The sequence below is a fragment of the Arthrobacter sp. AOP36-F1-5 genome (genome assembly GCF_058137995.1).
Genome location: NZ_CM176892.1, coordinates 1197374 through 1213928, shown reverse-complemented (window position 1 = coordinate 1213928; position 16555 = coordinate 1197374). Strand labels below are relative to the sequence as shown.

Genomic DNA, 16555 nt, shown 5'->3' with positions numbered 1-16555 from the left:
TAGGCGGCCTCTCGGCCGGGGTCAACTGGCGGTGATGGAGGTCCGGGCCCTGGTGTCGGCGACGACGGAGGCCAGCCCGGTGCCGGCCAGCCAGGCGCCGACGACCTCGAGGCCGGGATGACCGGCCAGGGCGGTGCGGAAGGCCTCGACGCGGTCCCGGTGGCCGGTGGTGGCGAACGGCAGGGCCGCGTCATGACGCACCACGTCCCACCCCACCACGTCCGCTGCCGAGACGGGGACCCCCAACAGGGCGGAGGCATCGGCGATGGCGATATCACGCAGGACGGCGTCGTCGGCGGGGATCGTGCCGGGGGCATCGGACAGCCGGCCGTAGGACAGCCGGAGCACATGCGTTCCCGGTCCCGCCTCATCGGCGAGCCACTCCCATTTGGCAGTGGCATGGGTCAGTGCCTTGGCCCGGATCCCGGGGGTTCCGGGGGCCACGAGCAGCCCGGTACCCCGCGGGGCGGCATCGAGCTCGGGCTGGTCCACGACCAACGTCACCAGGGCGATGCCATGGCCTGTCTTCGGGCGCAGGGCCGCGGCATCGGGCAACAGCCCGGCCAACAGGTCCACTGCTGCGGGTCCGGGGGTGGCGATGACCAGCCGGTCGGCGGACTCAGGGGTCTCGCGCCCTTCGACGGTGACGTCCCAGCCGTCCTCGGAGGGATCGTGCGAGGGTTCGGCCCGGGCGATGGAGACGACCGGGGTTCCGGGATGCAATCGGGCTCCTGCGGCATCGAGTTCGGCCAGTAGGGCCCCCGTCAGCCGGTGCATGCCCCCGGCCAGGCCGCCGACGGCGGATCCCGCCGGGGCGGAGGCGCGCAGCGCAGCCACTCCCCGGGCCAGGGAATGGTGCTCGGCCATGGCGGCGCGTAGACCGGGGGCGACCGTATCGACGTCGAGGGTCGTCGGATCGGCCGAGTGCACCCCCGCGACGATGGGGGTCACCAGGGACTCCAGGACGGCTTGACCCATCCGGGCCGCCACCAGCTCGCCCAGGCTGATCGGTTCCTTGGCCTGGCGGCGGGTCACCGGCATGGCCAGATCGGTGGCGGCCCGGACACACCCCGCGGCACCGATCACCGTCTTGACGTCCTCGGCCCAGGGATCCGCCGGGATGCCGAGCAGGGCGGTGGCCGGCATCGGCATGGCGCGGGGGCCGCCGCGTTTGGCGCCGTCGACGGCGTGGTAGAGCCAGGACCCCGCGGGGTTCGGCGACTGGAGCGATGCTCCCAGTCCGAGTTCTGTGGCCAGATCGGCCACCGCGGTGGAGCGGACCGCGAAGGATTCGGCCCCCGCATCCAGGTCCAGCCCGGCCACCTGGTGGCTGGCCACGGCCCCGCCGAAGCGGGGGGAGGCCTCGAAGACGTCGACCTGGTGTCCGGTCAAGGACAGTTCACGGGCCGCCACAAGCCCGGAGATCCCTCCCCCGACCACGATCGCGCGGGGTGCCGAGGCGTGGCCCGGAGTACCGGCTAGCTGCCCGGCCTGCGTCATCCCTACGTCCTTTCCGCGGTGGGGACCCGCCCAGGGTCCCCCACCATTATCGCCCCGTGTCCTGACCGTCAGGTGTGCACGGCGTCAGCCGGCGGTCGGCGGGATGGAGTGGATGAGCTCCACGATCCGGGTCAGCACCTCGGGCTCGGTGTCCGGGGGCACCCCGTGGCCGAGGTTCACGACATGCCCGGGAGCCTCCTCGCCGGAGGCCAGGACGTCCCGGACATGGGCTTCGAGCACTTCCCAGGGGGCGGTCAGCAGGGCCGGGTCTATATTGCCCTGCAGCACGTTCCCCCCGGAGAGACGGCGGTTGGCTTCGGCCAGGCTCAGCCGGTAATCCACCCCGACGACGTCGGCACCACAGTCACGCATGGCCGTCAGGAGTTCACCGGTCCCGGTGCCGAAATGCACCAGCGGCACGCCCAGGTCCTTGACCCGGGAGAAGGCCAGCGTGGAGGACGGCGCCGCGAACTTCTCGTAGTCGGCCAGCGACAGGCTTCCGGCCCAGGAGTCGAAGAGCTGCCCGGCACTGGCACCTGCCTCCAGCTGGGCGCGCAGGAACGCGCCGGAGGCTTCCGCGGCCCATTCGGCCAGGGCGTTCCAGGTCTGCGGATCGTTGTGCATCATCCGGCGCGGGCCCAGGTGGTCGCGGGAGGGCTTGCCTTCGACCATGTAGGCGGCGACGGTGAACGGGGCCCCGGCGAAGCCGACCAGCGGGGTGCTGCCCAGCTCGGCGACGGTCAGGGCCACGGCCTCCCGGATGGGATCCAGCGAGGCATCGGTCAGTTGGGGCAACCGGGCCACGTCGGCCGCGGTGCGCACCGGTTCGTCCAGGACCGGGCCGACCCCGGGGACGATGTCCACGCCGACTCCTGCGAGCTTGAGCGGGATGACGATATCGGAGAAGAAGATCCCCGCGTCCACCCCGTGGCGGCGCACCGGCTGCAGGGTGATTTCCGAAGCCATCGCGGGGTCCAGGCAGGAGTCGAGCATGTTCCCGCCTTCGCGCAGCTTGCGGTACTCGGGAAGCGAGCGTCCCGCCTGGCGCATGAACCATACGGGGCGCCGGGTGGGGACCCCGCCTCGGTAGGTGGTGATGTGATCGGATGAGGACGTACGCCCATCCATCAACGGGTGGCTAGCGCTCAAGGTCATGCTCTCATTCTGCCAAGTCCACCCACCGAACCGCTAATCCTTGATGCGCGCGCGGGACCTTCGTGGCCAACGACACGTTCTACGACTCGTAAAAAACCTGTTTCCGCCCGCCGTTCCGGGGGAACCGGGCCCGGAGGTTAGGGCAGCCTGCGTGTCCTGGAGGGCGCTCCGGAGGTACGATGTTGGACATTGTGGTTTTCCTAGCACTTGTCGCCTCCCATTCTGATATCGACCTCGAAACGGTGGCCCGGCTGAGCGCCGCCTCCGACGGGGTCGCTTCTGCCGTGCTCGACGGCACCACCCCGGTCTCCGGCGCCGTCGTCCTGTCCACGTGCAACCGCTACGAGGTCTACTGCGAGGCCCCCGGCCAGGACGAGGTTCCCGCAGCACGCCAGGCAGTCATCGAGCAGATCTCCGCCGCCTCCGGGCTGGCCGAGGAGCAGGTGTCCCAGGCCTTGGAGACCAAGACGGAGGACGACGCCGTCTCCCACCTTTTCGCCGTGGGCGCCGGACTCGATTCGGCGGTGATCGGCGAACGTGAGATCGCCGGACAGGTCAAACGGGCCCTCATCGATGCCCAGGCCACCGGCACGGCCTCCGGATCCCTGGTCCGGTTGTTCCAGAGTGCTTCACGGGCCGCCAAGGACGTCGGGACCCGCACCGCATTGGGCGGGCGCGGCCTGTCCATCGTCTCGGTGGCCCTGGACCTGTCCGAGGACCTTTCGGCCACCACCAGCTGGGCGGACCTCAACGTCGTCATCTTCGGCACCGGCGCCTATGCCGGGGCCACCATGGCCCGGCTGAAGGAACGCGGCGCCCACGAGGTGTCCGTCTATTCGGCCTCCGGCCGGGCCGATGTCTTCGCCGCCTCCCGCGGCGGAACGGCCATCGACGATGCTGCCCTGCCCACCGTGTTGCGTGAGGCCGACGTCTTGATCGGCTGCAGCGGCGGCGGGGTGCGCATCGATGCGGCCGAGCTGCGGGCGTTGGATCGGAACGGCAGGCCCCTGGTCGCGATCGACCTGGCACTGACCCACGATGTGGACCCCGATGTCCTCGAGCTGGACGGCGTCGAATTGATCACCCTGGAGTCGGTGCGCATGGCCGCTCCCGCCGAACAGTCGGAGGCCGTGGCCCAGGCACGGGCCATCGTCACCGATGCCGCAGATAAGTTCGCTGGTCAGCAGCGCCAGCGCAGTGCCGATACCGCGATCGTCGCGCTGCGCAAGCACACCCAGAAGGTCCTGGAGACCGAAGTGCAGAAGGTCCGCGCCCAGCATGGGTGCACCGCTGCCGCCGAGGAAGTCGAATTCGCCATGCGCCGCATGATGCGCCAGCTCCTCCATGTCCCGACCGTGAGGGCCAGGGACCTGGCCGCCGAGGGTCGGCATGGCGATGTCGAGGACGCCCTGGGCACGCTCTTCGGCATCGAGCTGGAGGACGTCCCCGTGGCCCGGGGCCCCGGGGACGGGCAGCAGCCCCGGCCCGCGGATCCGGTCACCGGCCCGGCGGGATTGCCGGCAACGGGCACCGACGGCGCCCCCTGCCCCGGACGCCGCGAAGCCTAGCGGCCTCCGCGGGCCGCCTCGCGGCCGGGGCCCTAGTACATCGACTTCCCGGGTTCCACCTGCTCGACCCAGGCGGCGATGCCCCCGGATAGGTGCCGTACGTTGTCATAGCCGTGGTCCAGCAGATAGCCCAGTACTTCGCCGGAGCGTCCGCCTGATTTGCAGTGCAGCACCACGTCCTTGTTCCGGGGCACGTCGATGTCTCCCCCGAGGACCTGGCCGCGCGGGGCCAGTTCGGCTCCGTCGATGGCGACGATCTCCGCCTCGCCTGCTTCCCTGACATCGAGCAGCACGAAGTCCCTGCTCCCGGCGGCCCGCTCCCCCAGCAGATCGCGGAGTCCCAGCGGATCGATCGTCGGCAGTTCACGCTCCGTCGCCTCGGCCGGGGCGATCCCGCAGAAGGCAGGATAGTCCTGGAGCAGTTCGGTGGGCTGGACGGTCTCAGGGTCGGGCCGCAAACGGATTTCACGCCAGTTCATGGCCAGGGCGTCGAGGATGAGCACCCGGCCCAGCAGGGACTCACCGATCCCGGTGATCAGTTTGATGGCCTCGGCGGCCATGACCGCCCCGATCTGTGCGCACAGCACCCCGAAGACTCCGCCTTCGGCACAGGAGGGGACGCTTCCGGCCGGCGGGGCCTCCGGGTACAGGTCCCGATAGGTGGGGCCCTGGCCGTTCCAGAAGACGCTCACCTGGCCGTCGAAACGCAGGATCGAACCCCAGACATAGGGTTTGCCCAGGATCGCTGCGGCGTCGTTGACCAGATAGCGGGTGGCGAAGTTGTCGGTGCCGTCCAGGATGAGGTCGTAATCGGCGAAGACCTCCAACGCGTTGGTGCTGTCCAGATGCACCTCGTGCAGGACGACGTCGGTGAACGGGTTGATCTCGGCGATGCTCTCCCGGGCGGACTCGCCCTTCCCCTGCCCCAGATTGGACACGCCGTGGATGACTTGGCGTTGCAGGTTCGAGACCTCGACCGTGTCGTCCTCCACGATCCCGATCGTCCCGACACCGGCGGCCGCCAGATAGAGCAGGGCCGGAGAGCCCAGCCCGCCGGCGCCCATGACCAGGACTCGGGCGTTCTTCAGTCGTCGCTGTCCCTCCAGACCGACCTCGGGGATGATGATGTGCCGTGAATACCGTTTGAGTTCGTCCGGGCCCAGTTCGGCTGCTGGTTCGACCAGGGGGCCGGGAGCTGTTCGTATCGCGTCCTGCATTTTCCCAGCCTAGTCCCAGCCACGGAATACCCATGGGTAGAATGACTCCATCCGTAACGACGACGACGTTGCGGAGGAAAGGCAGGCAGTGGAGCGCAGTCCAGAAAATTCCCAGCGGACCCCTCGGATGCCGCGGGACCAGCGACGGCGGCAATTGCTTCAGGCCGCGCACCAGGTCTTCGTGGCCCATGGCTACCATGGTGCTGCCATGGACGAGATCGCCGATGTCGCCATGGTCAGCAAGCCGGTGCTCTACCAGCACTTCCCGGGCAAACGCGAACTCTATCTCGCGCTGCTCGACGAACACCTGCAGGCCTTGTCCGAACGCCTTCTCAAGGCCATTGCCTCCACCACCGACAACAAGCAGCGGGTCCAGGCGACCATCCGCGAGTTCTTCGGCTTCATCGCCGGGGACAGCCAGGCCCACCGTCTGGTCTTCGAATCGGATCTGATGCATGATTCCGCCGTCAGTTCGCGTCTGGAGACGTTCAACGCCGGTTTCGCCGACGCCATCGCCGGGGTCATCGCCGAGGACACCGGGCTCAGCCAGGCCCAAGCGGTGCTGTTGGGCCGGGCCATGTCCGGCATGGCGCAGGTCGCGGCCCGCTACTGGCTCGAGCTGGAGGGCGAGGTCGACCTCGACGAGGCCAGCGACCTGGTCTCGCGTTTAGCTTGGCGCGGAATCGCTCGGTTCCCGAAGGAATCCTGACGTAGATTTGACCCTGACGTATATGGGCGACGCTTCAGGCGCCCACCCCGACTTAAGAGGAGCCACCATGGACGTGCGCATCGGAATCCAGAATGTTGCCCGCGAGGTTGTCATCGAATCGGCTGAAACCACGGAGCAGGTCACCCAGACCGTCCGTGATGCCATCAGCGGCTCCACCGTTCTGGTGCTCAGTGATTCCAAGGGCCGCCAGGTCATCGTTCCCGCCGGTGTCATCGGCTATGTCGAGGTCGGCGCCGAGGAACCGCGTCGCGTGGGCTTCGCCGCCCAGGCCTAGGAGGCCGCCTGCCGAGCAACGGCCGGCCCCGACGGTAGACGTCGGGGCCGGCCGTTTTTCGTGGCCCGGCGTCGCCGTGGTCAGGAATCCTGCGGTCCGTCAGGGGTTCTCGCCATCGTTCCCTTCGTGCACGGCCGGGTGTCGCTGCGGTTCGGCATTCCCGCCGTCCCGTGTCGCGGCCTGGGAGACGGCCTCGGCGAAGCCCGTGTCCTGGCCGGTCACCTGACTGCCTGCCTCATGGGAGGACACCGCCAGGAACACGGTGTCGTAGCGCCAGTCCAGATCGGGGTGGTGGTTGCGTTCCTCGGCGATCGCCCCCACGGCGGCGATGAACCCGATGGCCGCGGCCGAGGATTCGAAGGCATAGGCGGTCACCAGGGCACCTCGTCGATGCCGCCAATCCGGCAGCCCGGCCAAGGCCTCATTGATTTGGGTACCGGTCAGGACGCCGTCGCCCGGGCCGGTGGATGGATCGGTCATGATCTCTCCTTTCGCTCCCTGGGCCCATGCTCGTGCGAGCGGCTCAGGCAGTCAACCCCAAGGCGGCCATCCTGCGTGAATGGTTCTCCACGAGCTGGGCGAACAAGACGCCCAGGGGTTCCTCCCCGGCCTCATCCGCCTCGGTGATCAGTGCGTCGTTGAACAGGCCGCTATCGGCGATCCTGCGGGCCTGGGTGAGGGCCTCGCCGAGCAGTCGACGTCCCCACAACGCCAAGCGGGAGGCCAGTCGGGGATCTTCCGCCAGGGCTTCCTGGAGGCGTTCGTGGAGCCATTGGTTCTGTGCGTCCAGCGCCTGCACCTCCTGGACGAGTCCACGGACGTCGGGATCCAGGCCCCGGGAGATGGCGACATAGAAATCCCCCGAGACCGAGTCGATGACGTGGGCCTTCATCAGGGATTCGTACCAGTCCCCCGGGCGGGTGCGATCGTGCAGGGCATCGATGGAGGCCACGAACGGTTCCATGGAATCCGTCGGCTCGGCCCCCCGGGAGGTGATGACCTCCACGACCCGTTCGTAGTGCCCGAACTCGTGGACCGCCAGACGGGCCAGCGCCACCCGGTCGATGATGGTCGGTGAGAAGCGGGCATCGGAGGACAGGCGTTCGAACGCGGTCAGTTCCCGATAGGCCATCAGCCCGCACAGGGCCAGTTCGGCCCGGGCTCGGGTCGCGTCGTCAAGGGTCGGCGGTGGCAGCTCGGTCATGCAGGCCAGCCTACCTCCGGCACGGTTCCTCCCCGGCCCGGGCGCTGGTTTCCTTCCATGTTGTGGTTAGGCTGAATCCGTGGTGCACAAACCCCTTGAGCTGAAGACCAATGCCGCGCAGACCCGTCTCGTCCAGGCATTGGACTCGGTGGTGTCCGCGTTGGAGCTTCCCGGGGACTATCCCCCGCAGGCGTTGGCCGAGGCCAGGACCGCCATCGATTCCCTGGCCCTGCCCGACCACGATCTGACGGACATCGAGTTCGTCACCATCGATCCGGCCGCTTCCACCGATCTCGACCAGGCCGTCCACCTCGCCCGTGACGGGGAGGGCTATGTGGTCCGCTATGCCATCGCCGATGTCCCGGCCCTGGTCGAGCTGGGCGGCGCCCTCGACGCCGAGACCAGGCACCGTGGACAGACCCTGTATCTGCCGGGCCACCGGGTGCCCCTACAACCGGAGATCATCAGCGAGGATGCCGGCTCGTTGCTGCCCGGGCAACGCCGTGGCGCCTATGTCTGGACGTTCCACCTGGATGCGGCGGCACTGGTGCGCCGGACCGGGCTCCTCCGGGCCACGGTGTGCAGTCGGCAGAAGCTCGACTACGCCGGGGTCCAGGCCTCGATCGACGAGGGGCATGCCTCGGAGTCGCTGGCACTGTTGAAGGAAGTCGGGCTCAAGCGCATCGAGGCCGAACGCGAGCGCGGTGGGGCGAGCCTGCGCATCCCCGAGCAGGAGGTCGAGGTGGACGAGGACGGGGTCCCCTGCCTGACCGTCCGGGCGGCCCTGCCGGTGGAGGACTGGAATGCGCAGATCTCCTTGCTGACCGGGATGGAGGCCGCCCGGATCATGCTCGAGGGCGGGATCGGGATCCTGCGGACCATGCCCGCCCCCGATGAGCACGGGTCCACGGCCTTCCGCCGCCAGGCCGCCTCCCTGGGGACCCCCTGGCGCGACGGGGTCCCCTACGGGGAGTTCCTGCGCTCGCTCGATGTCACCGAGCCCCGTCAGCTGGCCATCATGCATGCCGCCACCTCGCTCTTCCGGGGGGCCGGGTATACCGCGTTCGACGGCGAAGCCCCCGAGGAACGGATCCAGGCGGCCATCGCTGCCCCCTATGCGCACACCACGGCCCCGTTGCGCCGGCTGGTGGACCGGTTCAGCCTCGTCGTCTGCGAGCATCTGGTCCGCGGAGCCGAGGTTCCTGCGGGAATCCGCCGGGCCCTTGTCCTGCTGCCGGAGCTGATGCAGTCCTCCAACCAGGTGGCGGGAACCGCCGAACGGGCAGCCATCGATACCGTCGAGGCCGCCCTGCTCTCGGACCGGATCGGGGAGAAATTCGATGCGATCACCCTCAATGGCACCACCGCCGAGCAGGCGGCCAGGGCCCGGGAGAACGGTGATGCCCCGGGCGGGCGCCTGCAGCTTCTGGACCCGGCGGTCAACGCCCGCTTCCTGGGCCGGGCCGAAGCCGGCGAACGCGTCCAGGCCGAACTGATCGAGGCCGATATCGACCGGCGCACCGTACTGTTCAGGATCGACTAAACGACCGGCCGGCGGCCCCACCCGTTCAGCCCAGCAGGAACTCCGCCCGTCCCTGCATGCTCGAGGAGGCCTGGGCCATGGGCCGACGCGGGATCCGCCCGCCCCGCTGGGCCAGTCGACCGGCCCGCACCGCATGCCTGAAGGCCTCGGCCATCAGGGCGGGATCCTGGGCCCGGGTGACGGCGGTGGCCAACAACACGGCGTCGCACCCCAGTTCCATGGCCAGGGCGGCATCCGAGGCGGTGCCGATCCCGGCGTCGAGCACCACCGGGACCGTCAGCCGGGAGGCGATGTATTCGATGTTGTGCGGGTTCAGGATCCCCTGGCCGGTGCCGATGGGTGCCCCCAGCGGCATGACCGCCGTGCAGCCCAGGTCCTCGAGTCGTTGGGCGGCCACCGGGTCGTCGTTGGTGTAGGCGAAGACCTTGAACCCGTCGGCCACCAGTTCCTCGGTGGCTTTGAGGAGTTCGGGGATATCGGGCAGCAGTGATTCGTCGTCGGCGATCACCTCGAGTTTGACCCAGTCGGTCTCCACCGCTTCGCGGCCCATCCTGGCGGTGAGGACCGCTTCACGGGCGGTATGGCATCCTGCGGTGTTCGGCAGCAGTCGGATGCCCAGCCGTCCCAGCAACGCGAAGATCGATTCGGTGCCCGGGACCACTGCGTGGCGGCGCATCGACACCGTGGTCAGTTCGGTTCCGGAAGCACGCAGGGCGGCTTCGAGCACGTCCTGCCCGGGGGCCCCGCCGGTCCCGGTGATCAGCCGTGAGCCGAAGCGGGTTCCGTCCAGGAGGAGGTCGTCGGTTCCCGCACCTTCACCCACCTTGCACCGCCGAGAGCAGTTCGATCCGGTCCCCCGGCTGCAACCGGGTCCGGGCCCAGGCCGAGCGGGGAACGACCTCGTCGTTGACCGCGGCGGCCAGCCCGGGGCTCGTTCCCTCGCTCGTGCGGCCATCGGCGCCCAGCGCCAGGCCCGTTTCGCGTTGGATCAGCTCCAGCACGCTCAGGGCGGCGTGGGGTTCGGCCTGTCCGTTCAGGATCAGTGGGGGCGTGGTGTCGTTCATGAGAATCTCCAGGGGTCGAAGGGTGCCAGTCGGGTCGGGTCGAGGCTGGCCGGGGGTGGTCTCGGCGGCGTGGCCCCGGGCACCGGGCCAATCAGCCCGCGGATGGTGGCTGCCGCGGCCACACTGAGCAGCACCCCGTGGCGGTGGAATCCGGTGGCGGCCAGCAGTCCGGGGCCGATGCGTCCGAGCAGGGGCAGGTGGTCGGGGGTTGATGGACGGGCCCGGGCCGTCAGGTCCACCAGTTCATAGTGGGCCAGGGCGGGCATCACCCGCAGGGCGTCACGTAGCAGCCGGTGCACGCCCTCGACGCTGATGCCGGGCTGGTCGTCCTCGCGTTCGGTGGCCCCCACGACCACTTCCCCGTCGCGGCGCGGAAGGATGTAGACCCGTTGCCCGGAGACCAGGGCGCGCACCGTGGAGCCGGCCGGACGCGGGGCCGTGGCGGTCGGGCGCATCCTGAGCACATCGCCGAAGACCGGGCGGACCGGAAGCCGCAGCGAGGCCGGCAATCCACTGATCCGCTCCCCCGCTCCCCCGCGCTCTCCGGTCCTTCCGGTCCCGGTGGCCAGGATGACCTCATCGGCTTCGAGGTCTTCCCGGGCCCCGTCGGGACCCAGGGTCTGGACGACGGGCCCGTGTGCTCCGGCGACGACGCCGGTGGCCCGCCGGCGGTTCACGCTCACACCGGATTCGAGTTCGAGGGCGGCCAGCAAGGCGGCTGCGGTGCGGCGCGGGTCGGTCCGTGCGTCCCCGGGGGCCCGGAAGGCCCCGGCCAGCCGGGGGGCCAACAGCGGTTCGACTTCGCGGGCCGCCGCGGTGCCCAGCTCCCCGATCCCCAACCCGACGGTGCGTTGGGCCTCGGCCAGCGCCGAGAGATCGGCTCGATCGGCGCCGTCGGCGGCAACCACCAGCGTGCCGCAGGCCTCGAAGCCGGTGGGTCGGCCACTGGCTGCTTCCAGTTCCCGGGCCCACCGGGGCCAGGCGTCGGCGGCGGGAACGGAGAGTCCCAGCAGGCCCTGTTCCTGGTAGTGGAATTCGGTGACGGCCGCGAGCATCCCCGCCGCGGCATGGGTGGCCCCGGTGGCGGGTTCGGGATCGATCAGGGTGACACGGTATCCGCTGCGGGCCAGTTCCCAGCCGATGGACAAGCCGACGATGCCGGCGCCGATGACCGCACAATGCATACTGTTTTACCTTCCCTCCGCCGGCATGATCCGGATCAGGTGTCTCGGTCGGCGCTCGGTACCGCATCTGCGGCGCAGCGCCCTCTCAGCCCGTCTGCGGGCTCCCGTGGTTCGGTTCCAGCCTAACGCACGCCACGCGCGGTCGCCGGGTCGAAGCGGTGATTATGTCGCGGCACGGTAGACTGGAGGGGTAGACAAGGATGCCCGGTCGTACCAGACGCATTTACTTGGCAGGAATTCCCAGCGAACCTGCACCTTTTGCGCGTTCATTCGCGCTGGTTAGCCCGCGATCGGCTCCGCTGGACGCGCCGCTGCTGCGGTGGACTCCGCTCTCCGTTTTCAGAGGACGTCGAGCACACCGAGCCCCGGCGCCTAAACGAATGAGATTTCATTGAATACTGAGCAACAACTCACCGACGACACCGGAACCATCGAACTTCCGGTCGACGGTCTCCTCGCAAGCGAGGATGCCCCGCATGAGCTGCCCGAACAGACCTTCGCAGACTTCGGCGTCCGCGAGGACATCGTCGAATCCCTCGCCGACGCCGGCATCATCCACCCGTTCCCGATCCAGTCGATGACCCTTCCGGTCGCGCTGGCCGGACACGACATCATCGGGCAGGCCAAGACCGGCACCGGCAAGACCTTCGGTTTCGGCATTCCCGCCCTGCAGCGGGTCATCGGCCGGGACGACCCCGATTACGACAAGCTGCCCAGCCCCGGCGCACCTCAGGCCCTCATCGTGGCTCCGACCCGTGAACTGGCCAACCAGGTCTCCGCCGACATCCAGAAGGCCGCGACCAAGCGCAATGCCCGCATCGCCACCATCTACGGTGGTCGCGCCTACGAGCCGCAGATCGAGCAGCTCACCGCGGGCGTCGAACTGGTGGTCGGCACCCCGGGGCGTCTGATCGACCTGCATAAGCAGAAGTACCTGAACCTGAAGAACATCCGCATCGTGGTCCTGGATGAAGCCGACGAGATGCTCGACCTGGGCTTCCTGCCCGACGTCGAGACGCTGCTCGCCGCCATCCCCGCCGTGCACCAGACCATGCTGTTCTCGGCCACGATGCCCGGCGCCGTCGTGTCGATGGCCCGCCGCTACATGTCCCATCCGACGCATATCCGTGCCGCGGACCCCGAGGACGACGGCATCACCAAGAAGGACATCCGCCAGGTCGTCTACCGCGCCCACCAGTTGGACAAGGACGAAGTCGTCGCCCGCATCCTGCAGTCCGAAGGCCGCGGACGCACCATCATCTTCACCAAGACCAAGCGCTCCGCCGCCAAGCTCTCCGAGGAACTGATCGACCGCGGTTTCGCCGCCGGCGCGATCCACGGGGACCTCGGCCAGGGCGCCCGCGAGCAGGCACTGCGCGCCTTCCGCAACCACAAGGTCGACGTGCTGGTCGCCACCGAGGTCGCCGCCCGGGGCATCGACGTGGAGGATGTGACCCACGTGATCAACCTGCAGTGCCCCGAGGACGAGAAGACCTACCTCCACCGGATCGGCCGCACCGGCCGTGCGGGGAAGAAGGGGACCGCGATCACGTTCGTCGATTGGTCCGATGTCCCCCGCTGGGGCCTGATCAACAAGGCCCTGGGACTGGACCAGGCCGATCCGGTGGAAACCTATTCCTCCTCACCGCACCTGTTCACCGATCTGGGCATCCCGGCCGGGACCAAGGGACGGCTGCCGCGCAACCAACGCAAGCTCCAGGGACTGTCCGGGGAGAAGCTCGAGGACCTGGGCGAAACCGGCAAACGTCCGGCAGAGCGCGAGAAGGGCCGGGGAACCGGTTCCCGCTCGGGCCGCGACGCGGGCCGCGGACGCGGTCGCAGCCGCGGCTCGGAATCCGGTGGGGACGGCGCCGGGCGTCGGGGCCGCGGCCACGGCCGCTCCGACCGTCCCAACCGCGAAGCCACCGGGGAGACGAACCGCCAGCCCGCCGAGACCGGACCCACCAGCGACGAGGCGGCCCGTCCGGCACGCCGCCGCCGCTCGCGGACGCGCCGGCACCACGGCGAGGTCGTCAACCGCAACGAGTCCGAGTAGCACCTGTGGGCGCCACCACGCCTACCTCCGGTGGGGACCCCGGCCGATCGGCCGGGGTCCCCACCCGTGTCGGGTCCGAGCACCCATGGTCCCCGGAGGGACCCGATCTGGTCGTCCAGGCCGACAACGCCGACTTCCTGCCCACCTTGCCCGATGGCGCGTTCACCGTGGTCTACCTCGATCCGCCGTTCAACACCGGGCGCAAGCAGTCCCGCCAGGCCACCACGATGGTCCGCAACACCGATGGCACCGGTGACCGGGTCGGGTTCAAGGGCGCCAGCTATTCGACCATCCGGGGGGCCCTGCATAGCTACGACGACGCCTTCGATGACTACTGGGCCTTCCTGGAACCGCGGCTGATCGAGGCCTGGCGGCTGTTGGCCGACGACGGCACCTTGTACCTGCACCTGGATTTCCGTGAGGTCCACTACGCCAAGGTGATGCTTGATGCCATCTTCGGCCGGGAGTGCTTCCTCAACGAGATCATCTGGTCCTATGACTACGGCGCCCGGTCCAAGAGCCGCTGGCCTGCCAAACACGACAACATCCTCGTCTACGTCAAGAACCCTTCGAGGTACCACTTCGATTCCGTCGAGGTCGACCGCGAACCCTATATGGCTCCCGGTCTGGTCACTGCCGAGAAGGCGGCCCGCGGCAAGCTGCCCACCGATGTCTGGTGGCATACCATCGTCTCGCCCACCGGCAAGGAGAAGACCGGCTATCCCACGCAGAAGCCAGTGGGCATCCTGCGCCGGATCATCGCCGCGAGCAGCCGCCCGGGAGACTGGGTGCTGGACTTCTTCGCCGGGTCCGGGACCACCGGGGCCGCCGCCTCCCAGTTGGATCGGCGGTTCGTCTGCGTGGATGCCAATCCCGCGGCGATCGACACCATGCGTACGCGCCTGCCCGAGCAGACGGATTTCCGCCGGAGCTGACCAATGCGCCGCCCCGGCCTCGACCGGTCGACGCCGTTAACCACGAAACGGCCGTGGCACCCCAGGAGTACTGGTGGTGCCGGCGGCCGTCGGCTCCGGCACCCCGCAGGGCACCGGAGCGTGGGGTCCCCCCAGAACGGGTCAGACCATCGTGCGGTCGTCTCGACGTGCCTGGCGCCATTCGCGCAGGAAGGCCCGCGCGATGACGAACAGTGTTCCGGCCACGATCACCGGCCAGATGAGCATGTACACGGTCAGGATCATCGGTTCCATGTCGTTTCCTCCTTCAGGATCAGGAATGCGTTTCGGCGGCATCGACGTCGGTCTGGGCCGCTGCCGGCCGATCCGACGGGTCGAAATCGCCGACGGTGTCCTTGATGGTGTCGAAATCGAATTCCATCGAGGACCGGGCGGACATCACATAGCACAGCACCGTGGAGACCGCGTAGGCGACGAGCGATCCGCTGAGGACCGCGTAGTCGTGCAGGTGCCCGAAGGCGAAGGGCGCAACGGCCAGGGTCGCGATGATGCCACCGATCCGTGCCACCCGGCCGCCGAAGAAGCCGAAGAGCATCAGCCCGAGCACCACGCCGACCCCGACGATCGACAAGACGTCGACCGTGTAGCCCCAGAGCCCGTCGACGGGGATCCAGGAGAAACGCACGGGGATGAAGATGGCCAGGGCGACGATCACCGAGGTCACGAAGGCCATGTTCGTGACCTTCTTCCAGTAGAAGCTGGAGATGACCGGGAAGACCAGGCACCCCCACAAGGCGCCGACGAAGACCAGCAGGTCCAGGATGTTCAACGCCCCGCTGGCGAAGTACAGCCCGGCGCCGGTGGCCAGGACCATGGAGACGCGGCCGACCAGGAGCATGGTCTTCGGGTTAACTTCGCCCTTCTGGGCCACGTTCTGCCCGTAGATATCGGCCATCATGATCGAGGACAGGGCGCTCAGGTCGGAGTCTGCCGTCGAGGACAGCGCCCCGATGATCATCACCAGGAACAGGCACAACAACACGGGTCCGAGGTAGGTCGCTGCCATTTCGGGGATCAGGTTGTTCAGGTCCCCGCCGGTGGGGGTGATGCCCAGGTACAGCGCCATGACACCGAGCATGCCGATGCCGATGATGGTCGCCCCGTAGCCGACGGTGGCGGTGACGAAGGTCTTCTTGATCAGGTCCTCGCGCACGGCAAAGAGCCGCTGGGCGATGGTCTGGTTGCCGATGGCGTAGGCCAGCACCGCCGCGATGTAGGGCGCGCCCTGGTTCATGAAGGCCTCGGAGGAGAAGAAGTTCCCCTGCTGGGGGGTCACGTTCGCGGCCCCCTCGACGAACATGTTCGTCCCGCCTGCGGCGAAGAACACGACCGGGATGATGACCACGACGGCGCCGAGCATGGCCAGCACCTGCGCGAAGTCGGTCAACACGGAGGCACGGAAGCCCGACCACAGCGAATACAGCAGGGTGCCGGCGGCGACGGTGAGGATCCCCTGCTGGAAGCTGAAGGGCGAAAGCAGGCCGATCAAGGCACCGCCGGCGATGAAGTTACTGGTCAGGCTGATGAGGCTGCCGACGACGTTGGAGCCGGCGAGCATCAGCTGGCTGCCTCGGCCGTGCCGGGCGTGCATGACCTCGGCCAGGGTGTGGGCCCGGGGCGCCACGGAGCGGATGCGCTTGCCGAAGGGGTAGATGAACAGGATCATCAAGGCGCCCCAGAGGCCGTAGTGGATGGGGCCCGAAATGCCGTAGGTGTAGCCGGAGGTGGCCGAGGCATACATCGACGAGGCCCAGATCCAGGTGGCCGTCATGCTCGCCGCGGAGATGCCGAAGCCGATGTTGTTGCCCGCGGTCATGTAGCCGTCCGCGTTTTCCTTCTTCTTGCTGATCCCGAGGGTCATCAGGAATGTCCCCCCGTAAAAAAACACCAGCAGCCCGATGACTAGCCATCCACTCAGCTGCTGGAGCTCCGCACCATTCGGTGTCATGCTGCTCCTCTTCTCACGGGGTCGGCCACCGGATGCCTCCCCTGGTCGCAGCGCGCCGGCCCGGTTTAACGGGCGCCATTGCCACGCCGCCGTGAGGCGGGCTTCGTCCGGTGCGGACGCATTCAAGGCGCGCATTCC

General features: G+C 68.7%; 16 protein-coding genes. 6 read left to right on the top strand and 10 right to left on the bottom strand.

The annotated features are described in order from the left end of the window. Window positions 1–21 precede the first annotated feature (21 nt). Together hemG and hemE are read right to left on the bottom strand one after the other, a co-directional pair. On the bottom strand, window positions 22–1500 hold the full coding sequence (gene hemG / locus AC3ZI9_RS05610) for a protoporphyrinogen oxidase (protein ID WP_444555722.1): 1479 nt from the start codon (window positions 1498–1500) through the stop codon (window positions 22–24). A gap of 84 nt (window positions 1501–1584) precedes the next feature. Next, complete coding sequence (gene hemE / locus AC3ZI9_RS05605) at window positions 1585–2655, bottom strand: uroporphyrinogen decarboxylase (protein ID WP_489923949.1); 1071 nt, start codon at window positions 2653–2655, stop codon at window positions 1585–1587. Between the two features lie 191 nt (window positions 2656–2846). Here hemE and AC3ZI9_RS05600 point away from each other — a divergent pair, with 191 nt between their 5' ends. Further along, window positions 2847–4223: a glutamyl-tRNA reductase gene (locus AC3ZI9_RS05600; protein WP_444566297.1), complete on the top strand. Its 1377-nt coding sequence runs from the start codon at window positions 2847–2849 to the stop codon at window positions 4221–4223. A gap of 32 nt (window positions 4224–4255) precedes the next feature. On the opposite strand, the gene moeB is transcribed toward AC3ZI9_RS05600, so the two are convergent. Further along, window positions 4256–5440: a molybdopterin-synthase adenylyltransferase MoeB gene (gene moeB, locus AC3ZI9_RS05595; protein WP_444566296.1), complete on the bottom strand. Its 1185-nt coding sequence runs from the start codon at window positions 5438–5440 to the stop codon at window positions 4256–4258. A gap of 127 nt (window positions 5441–5567) precedes the next feature. Between moeB and AC3ZI9_RS05590 the strand changes: the two genes are divergently transcribed. Further along, window positions 5568–6149 (top strand): TetR/AcrR family transcriptional regulator, encoded by a 582-nt coding sequence (locus AC3ZI9_RS05590; protein WP_444555310.1) that lies wholly within the window; start codon window positions 5568–5570, stop codon window positions 6147–6149. 67 nt (window positions 6150–6216) lie between these two features. Next, window positions 6217–6444 (top strand): DUF3107 domain-containing protein, encoded by a 228-nt coding sequence (locus AC3ZI9_RS05585; protein ID WP_489923948.1) that lies wholly within the window; start codon window positions 6217–6219, stop codon window positions 6442–6444. Window positions 6445–6543: 99 nt separating this feature from the next. Here the strand turns inward: AC3ZI9_RS05585 and AC3ZI9_RS05580 are convergent, their stop codons facing one another. Both AC3ZI9_RS05580 and AC3ZI9_RS05575 read right to left on the bottom strand, forming a co-directional pair. After that, window positions 6544–6924, bottom strand: a complete 381-nt coding sequence (locus tag AC3ZI9_RS05580) for a 4a-hydroxytetrahydrobiopterin dehydratase (protein WP_489923947.1) — start codon at window positions 6922–6924, stop codon at window positions 6544–6546. 43 nt (window positions 6925–6967) lie between these two features. Next, on the bottom strand, window positions 6968–7648 hold the full coding sequence (locus AC3ZI9_RS05575) for a ferritin-like fold-containing protein (protein ID WP_444555307.1): 681 nt from the start codon (window positions 7646–7648) through the stop codon (window positions 6968–6970). 79 nt (window positions 7649–7727) lie between these two features. On the opposite strand from AC3ZI9_RS05575, the gene AC3ZI9_RS05570 reads away from it, so the two are divergent. Further along, on the top strand, window positions 7728–9191 hold the full coding sequence (locus tag AC3ZI9_RS05570) for an RNB domain-containing ribonuclease (RefSeq protein ID WP_489923946.1): 1464 nt from the start codon (window positions 7728–7730) through the stop codon (window positions 9189–9191). Window positions 9192–9216: 25 nt separating this feature from the next. Here AC3ZI9_RS05570 and AC3ZI9_RS05565 read toward each other — a convergent pair whose 3' ends face one another. Genes AC3ZI9_RS05565 through thiO form a run of 3 tightly spaced genes read right to left on the bottom strand, consistent with a single transcriptional unit; the run spans window position 9217 to window position 11439 of the window. After that, window positions 9217–10014 (bottom strand): thiazole synthase, encoded by a 798-nt coding sequence (locus tag AC3ZI9_RS05565; protein WP_444555305.1) that lies wholly within the window; start codon window positions 10012–10014, stop codon window positions 9217–9219. Next, complete coding sequence (gene thiS, locus AC3ZI9_RS05560) at window positions 10007–10255, bottom strand: sulfur carrier protein ThiS (protein ID WP_444555304.1); 249 nt, start codon at window positions 10253–10255, stop codon at window positions 10007–10009. The genes AC3ZI9_RS05565 and thiS overlap by 8 nt, the downstream gene beginning before the upstream one ends. Next, window positions 10252–11439, bottom strand: a complete 1188-nt coding sequence (gene thiO, locus AC3ZI9_RS05555) for a glycine oxidase ThiO (protein ID WP_444555303.1) — start codon at window positions 11437–11439, stop codon at window positions 10252–10254. The genes thiS and thiO overlap by 4 nt, the downstream gene beginning before the upstream one ends. A 391-nt stretch (window positions 11440–11830) precedes the next feature. Between thiO and AC3ZI9_RS05550 the strand changes: the two genes are divergently transcribed. Both AC3ZI9_RS05550 and AC3ZI9_RS05545 read left to right on the top strand, forming a co-directional pair. Then, window positions 11831–13495, top strand: a complete 1665-nt coding sequence (locus AC3ZI9_RS05550) for a DEAD/DEAH box helicase (RefSeq protein WP_444555302.1) — start codon at window positions 11831–11833, stop codon at window positions 13493–13495. A 107-nt stretch (window positions 13496–13602) separates the two neighbouring features. Next, window positions 13603–14430: a DNA-methyltransferase gene (locus AC3ZI9_RS05545; protein WP_444555315.1), complete on the top strand. Its 828-nt coding sequence runs from the start codon at window positions 13603–13605 to the stop codon at window positions 14428–14430. 141 nt (window positions 14431–14571) lie between these two features. Here AC3ZI9_RS05545 and AC3ZI9_RS05540 read toward each other — a convergent pair whose 3' ends face one another. Together AC3ZI9_RS05540 and AC3ZI9_RS05535 are read right to left on the bottom strand one after the other, a co-directional pair. Beyond that, window positions 14572–14703, bottom strand: coding sequence for a putative transporter small subunit (locus tag AC3ZI9_RS05540; RefSeq protein ID WP_444555301.1), 132 nt, complete (start codon window positions 14701–14703; stop codon window positions 14572–14574). A gap of 19 nt (window positions 14704–14722) precedes the next feature. Further along, window positions 14723–16417, bottom strand: a complete 1695-nt coding sequence (locus AC3ZI9_RS05535; protein WP_444555300.1) for a sodium:solute symporter family protein — start codon at window positions 16415–16417, stop codon at window positions 14723–14725. Between the last annotated feature and the right edge of the window lie 138 nt (window positions 16418–16555).

Bases quoted from the DNA above. Each gene is read 5' to 3' on its own strand.
- AC3ZI9_RS05535 (WP_444555300.1), bottom strand. From the start codon at position 16,417: ATGACACCGAATGGTGCGGAGCTCCAGCAGCTGAGTGGATGGCTAGTC.
- AC3ZI9_RS05575 (WP_444555307.1), bottom strand. From the start codon at position 7,648: ATGACCGAGCTGCCACCGCCGACCCTTGACGACGCGACCCGAGCCCGG.
- AC3ZI9_RS05540 (WP_444555301.1), bottom strand. From the start codon at position 14,703: ATGGAACCGATGATCCTGACCGTGTACATGCTCATCTGGCCGGTGATC.
- thiS (WP_444555304.1), bottom strand. From the start codon at position 10,255: ATGAACGACACCACGCCCCCACTGATCCTGAACGGACAGGCCGAACCC.
- thiO (WP_444555303.1), bottom strand. From the start codon at position 11,439: ATGCATTGTGCGGTCATCGGCGCCGGCATCGTCGGCTTGTCCATCGGC.
- hemE (WP_489923949.1), bottom strand. From the start codon at position 2,655: ATGACCTTGAGCGCTAGCCACCCGTTGATGGATGGGCGTACGTCCTCA.
- AC3ZI9_RS05585 (WP_489923948.1), top strand. From the start codon at position 6,217: ATGGACGTGCGCATCGGAATCCAGAATGTTGCCCGCGAGGTTGTCATC.
- AC3ZI9_RS05590 (WP_444555310.1), top strand. From the start codon at position 5,568: ATGCCGCGGGACCAGCGACGGCGGCAATTGCTTCAGGCCGCGCACCAG.
- hemG (WP_444555722.1), bottom strand. From the start codon at position 1,500: ATGACGCAGGCCGGGCAGCTAGCCGGTACTCCGGGCCACGCCTCGGCA.
- moeB (WP_444566296.1), bottom strand. From the start codon at position 5,440: ATGCAGGACGCGATACGAACAGCTCCCGGCCCCCTGGTCGAACCAGCA.
- AC3ZI9_RS05580 (WP_489923947.1), bottom strand. From the start codon at position 6,924: ATGACCGATCCATCCACCGGCCCGGGCGACGGCGTCCTGACCGGTACC.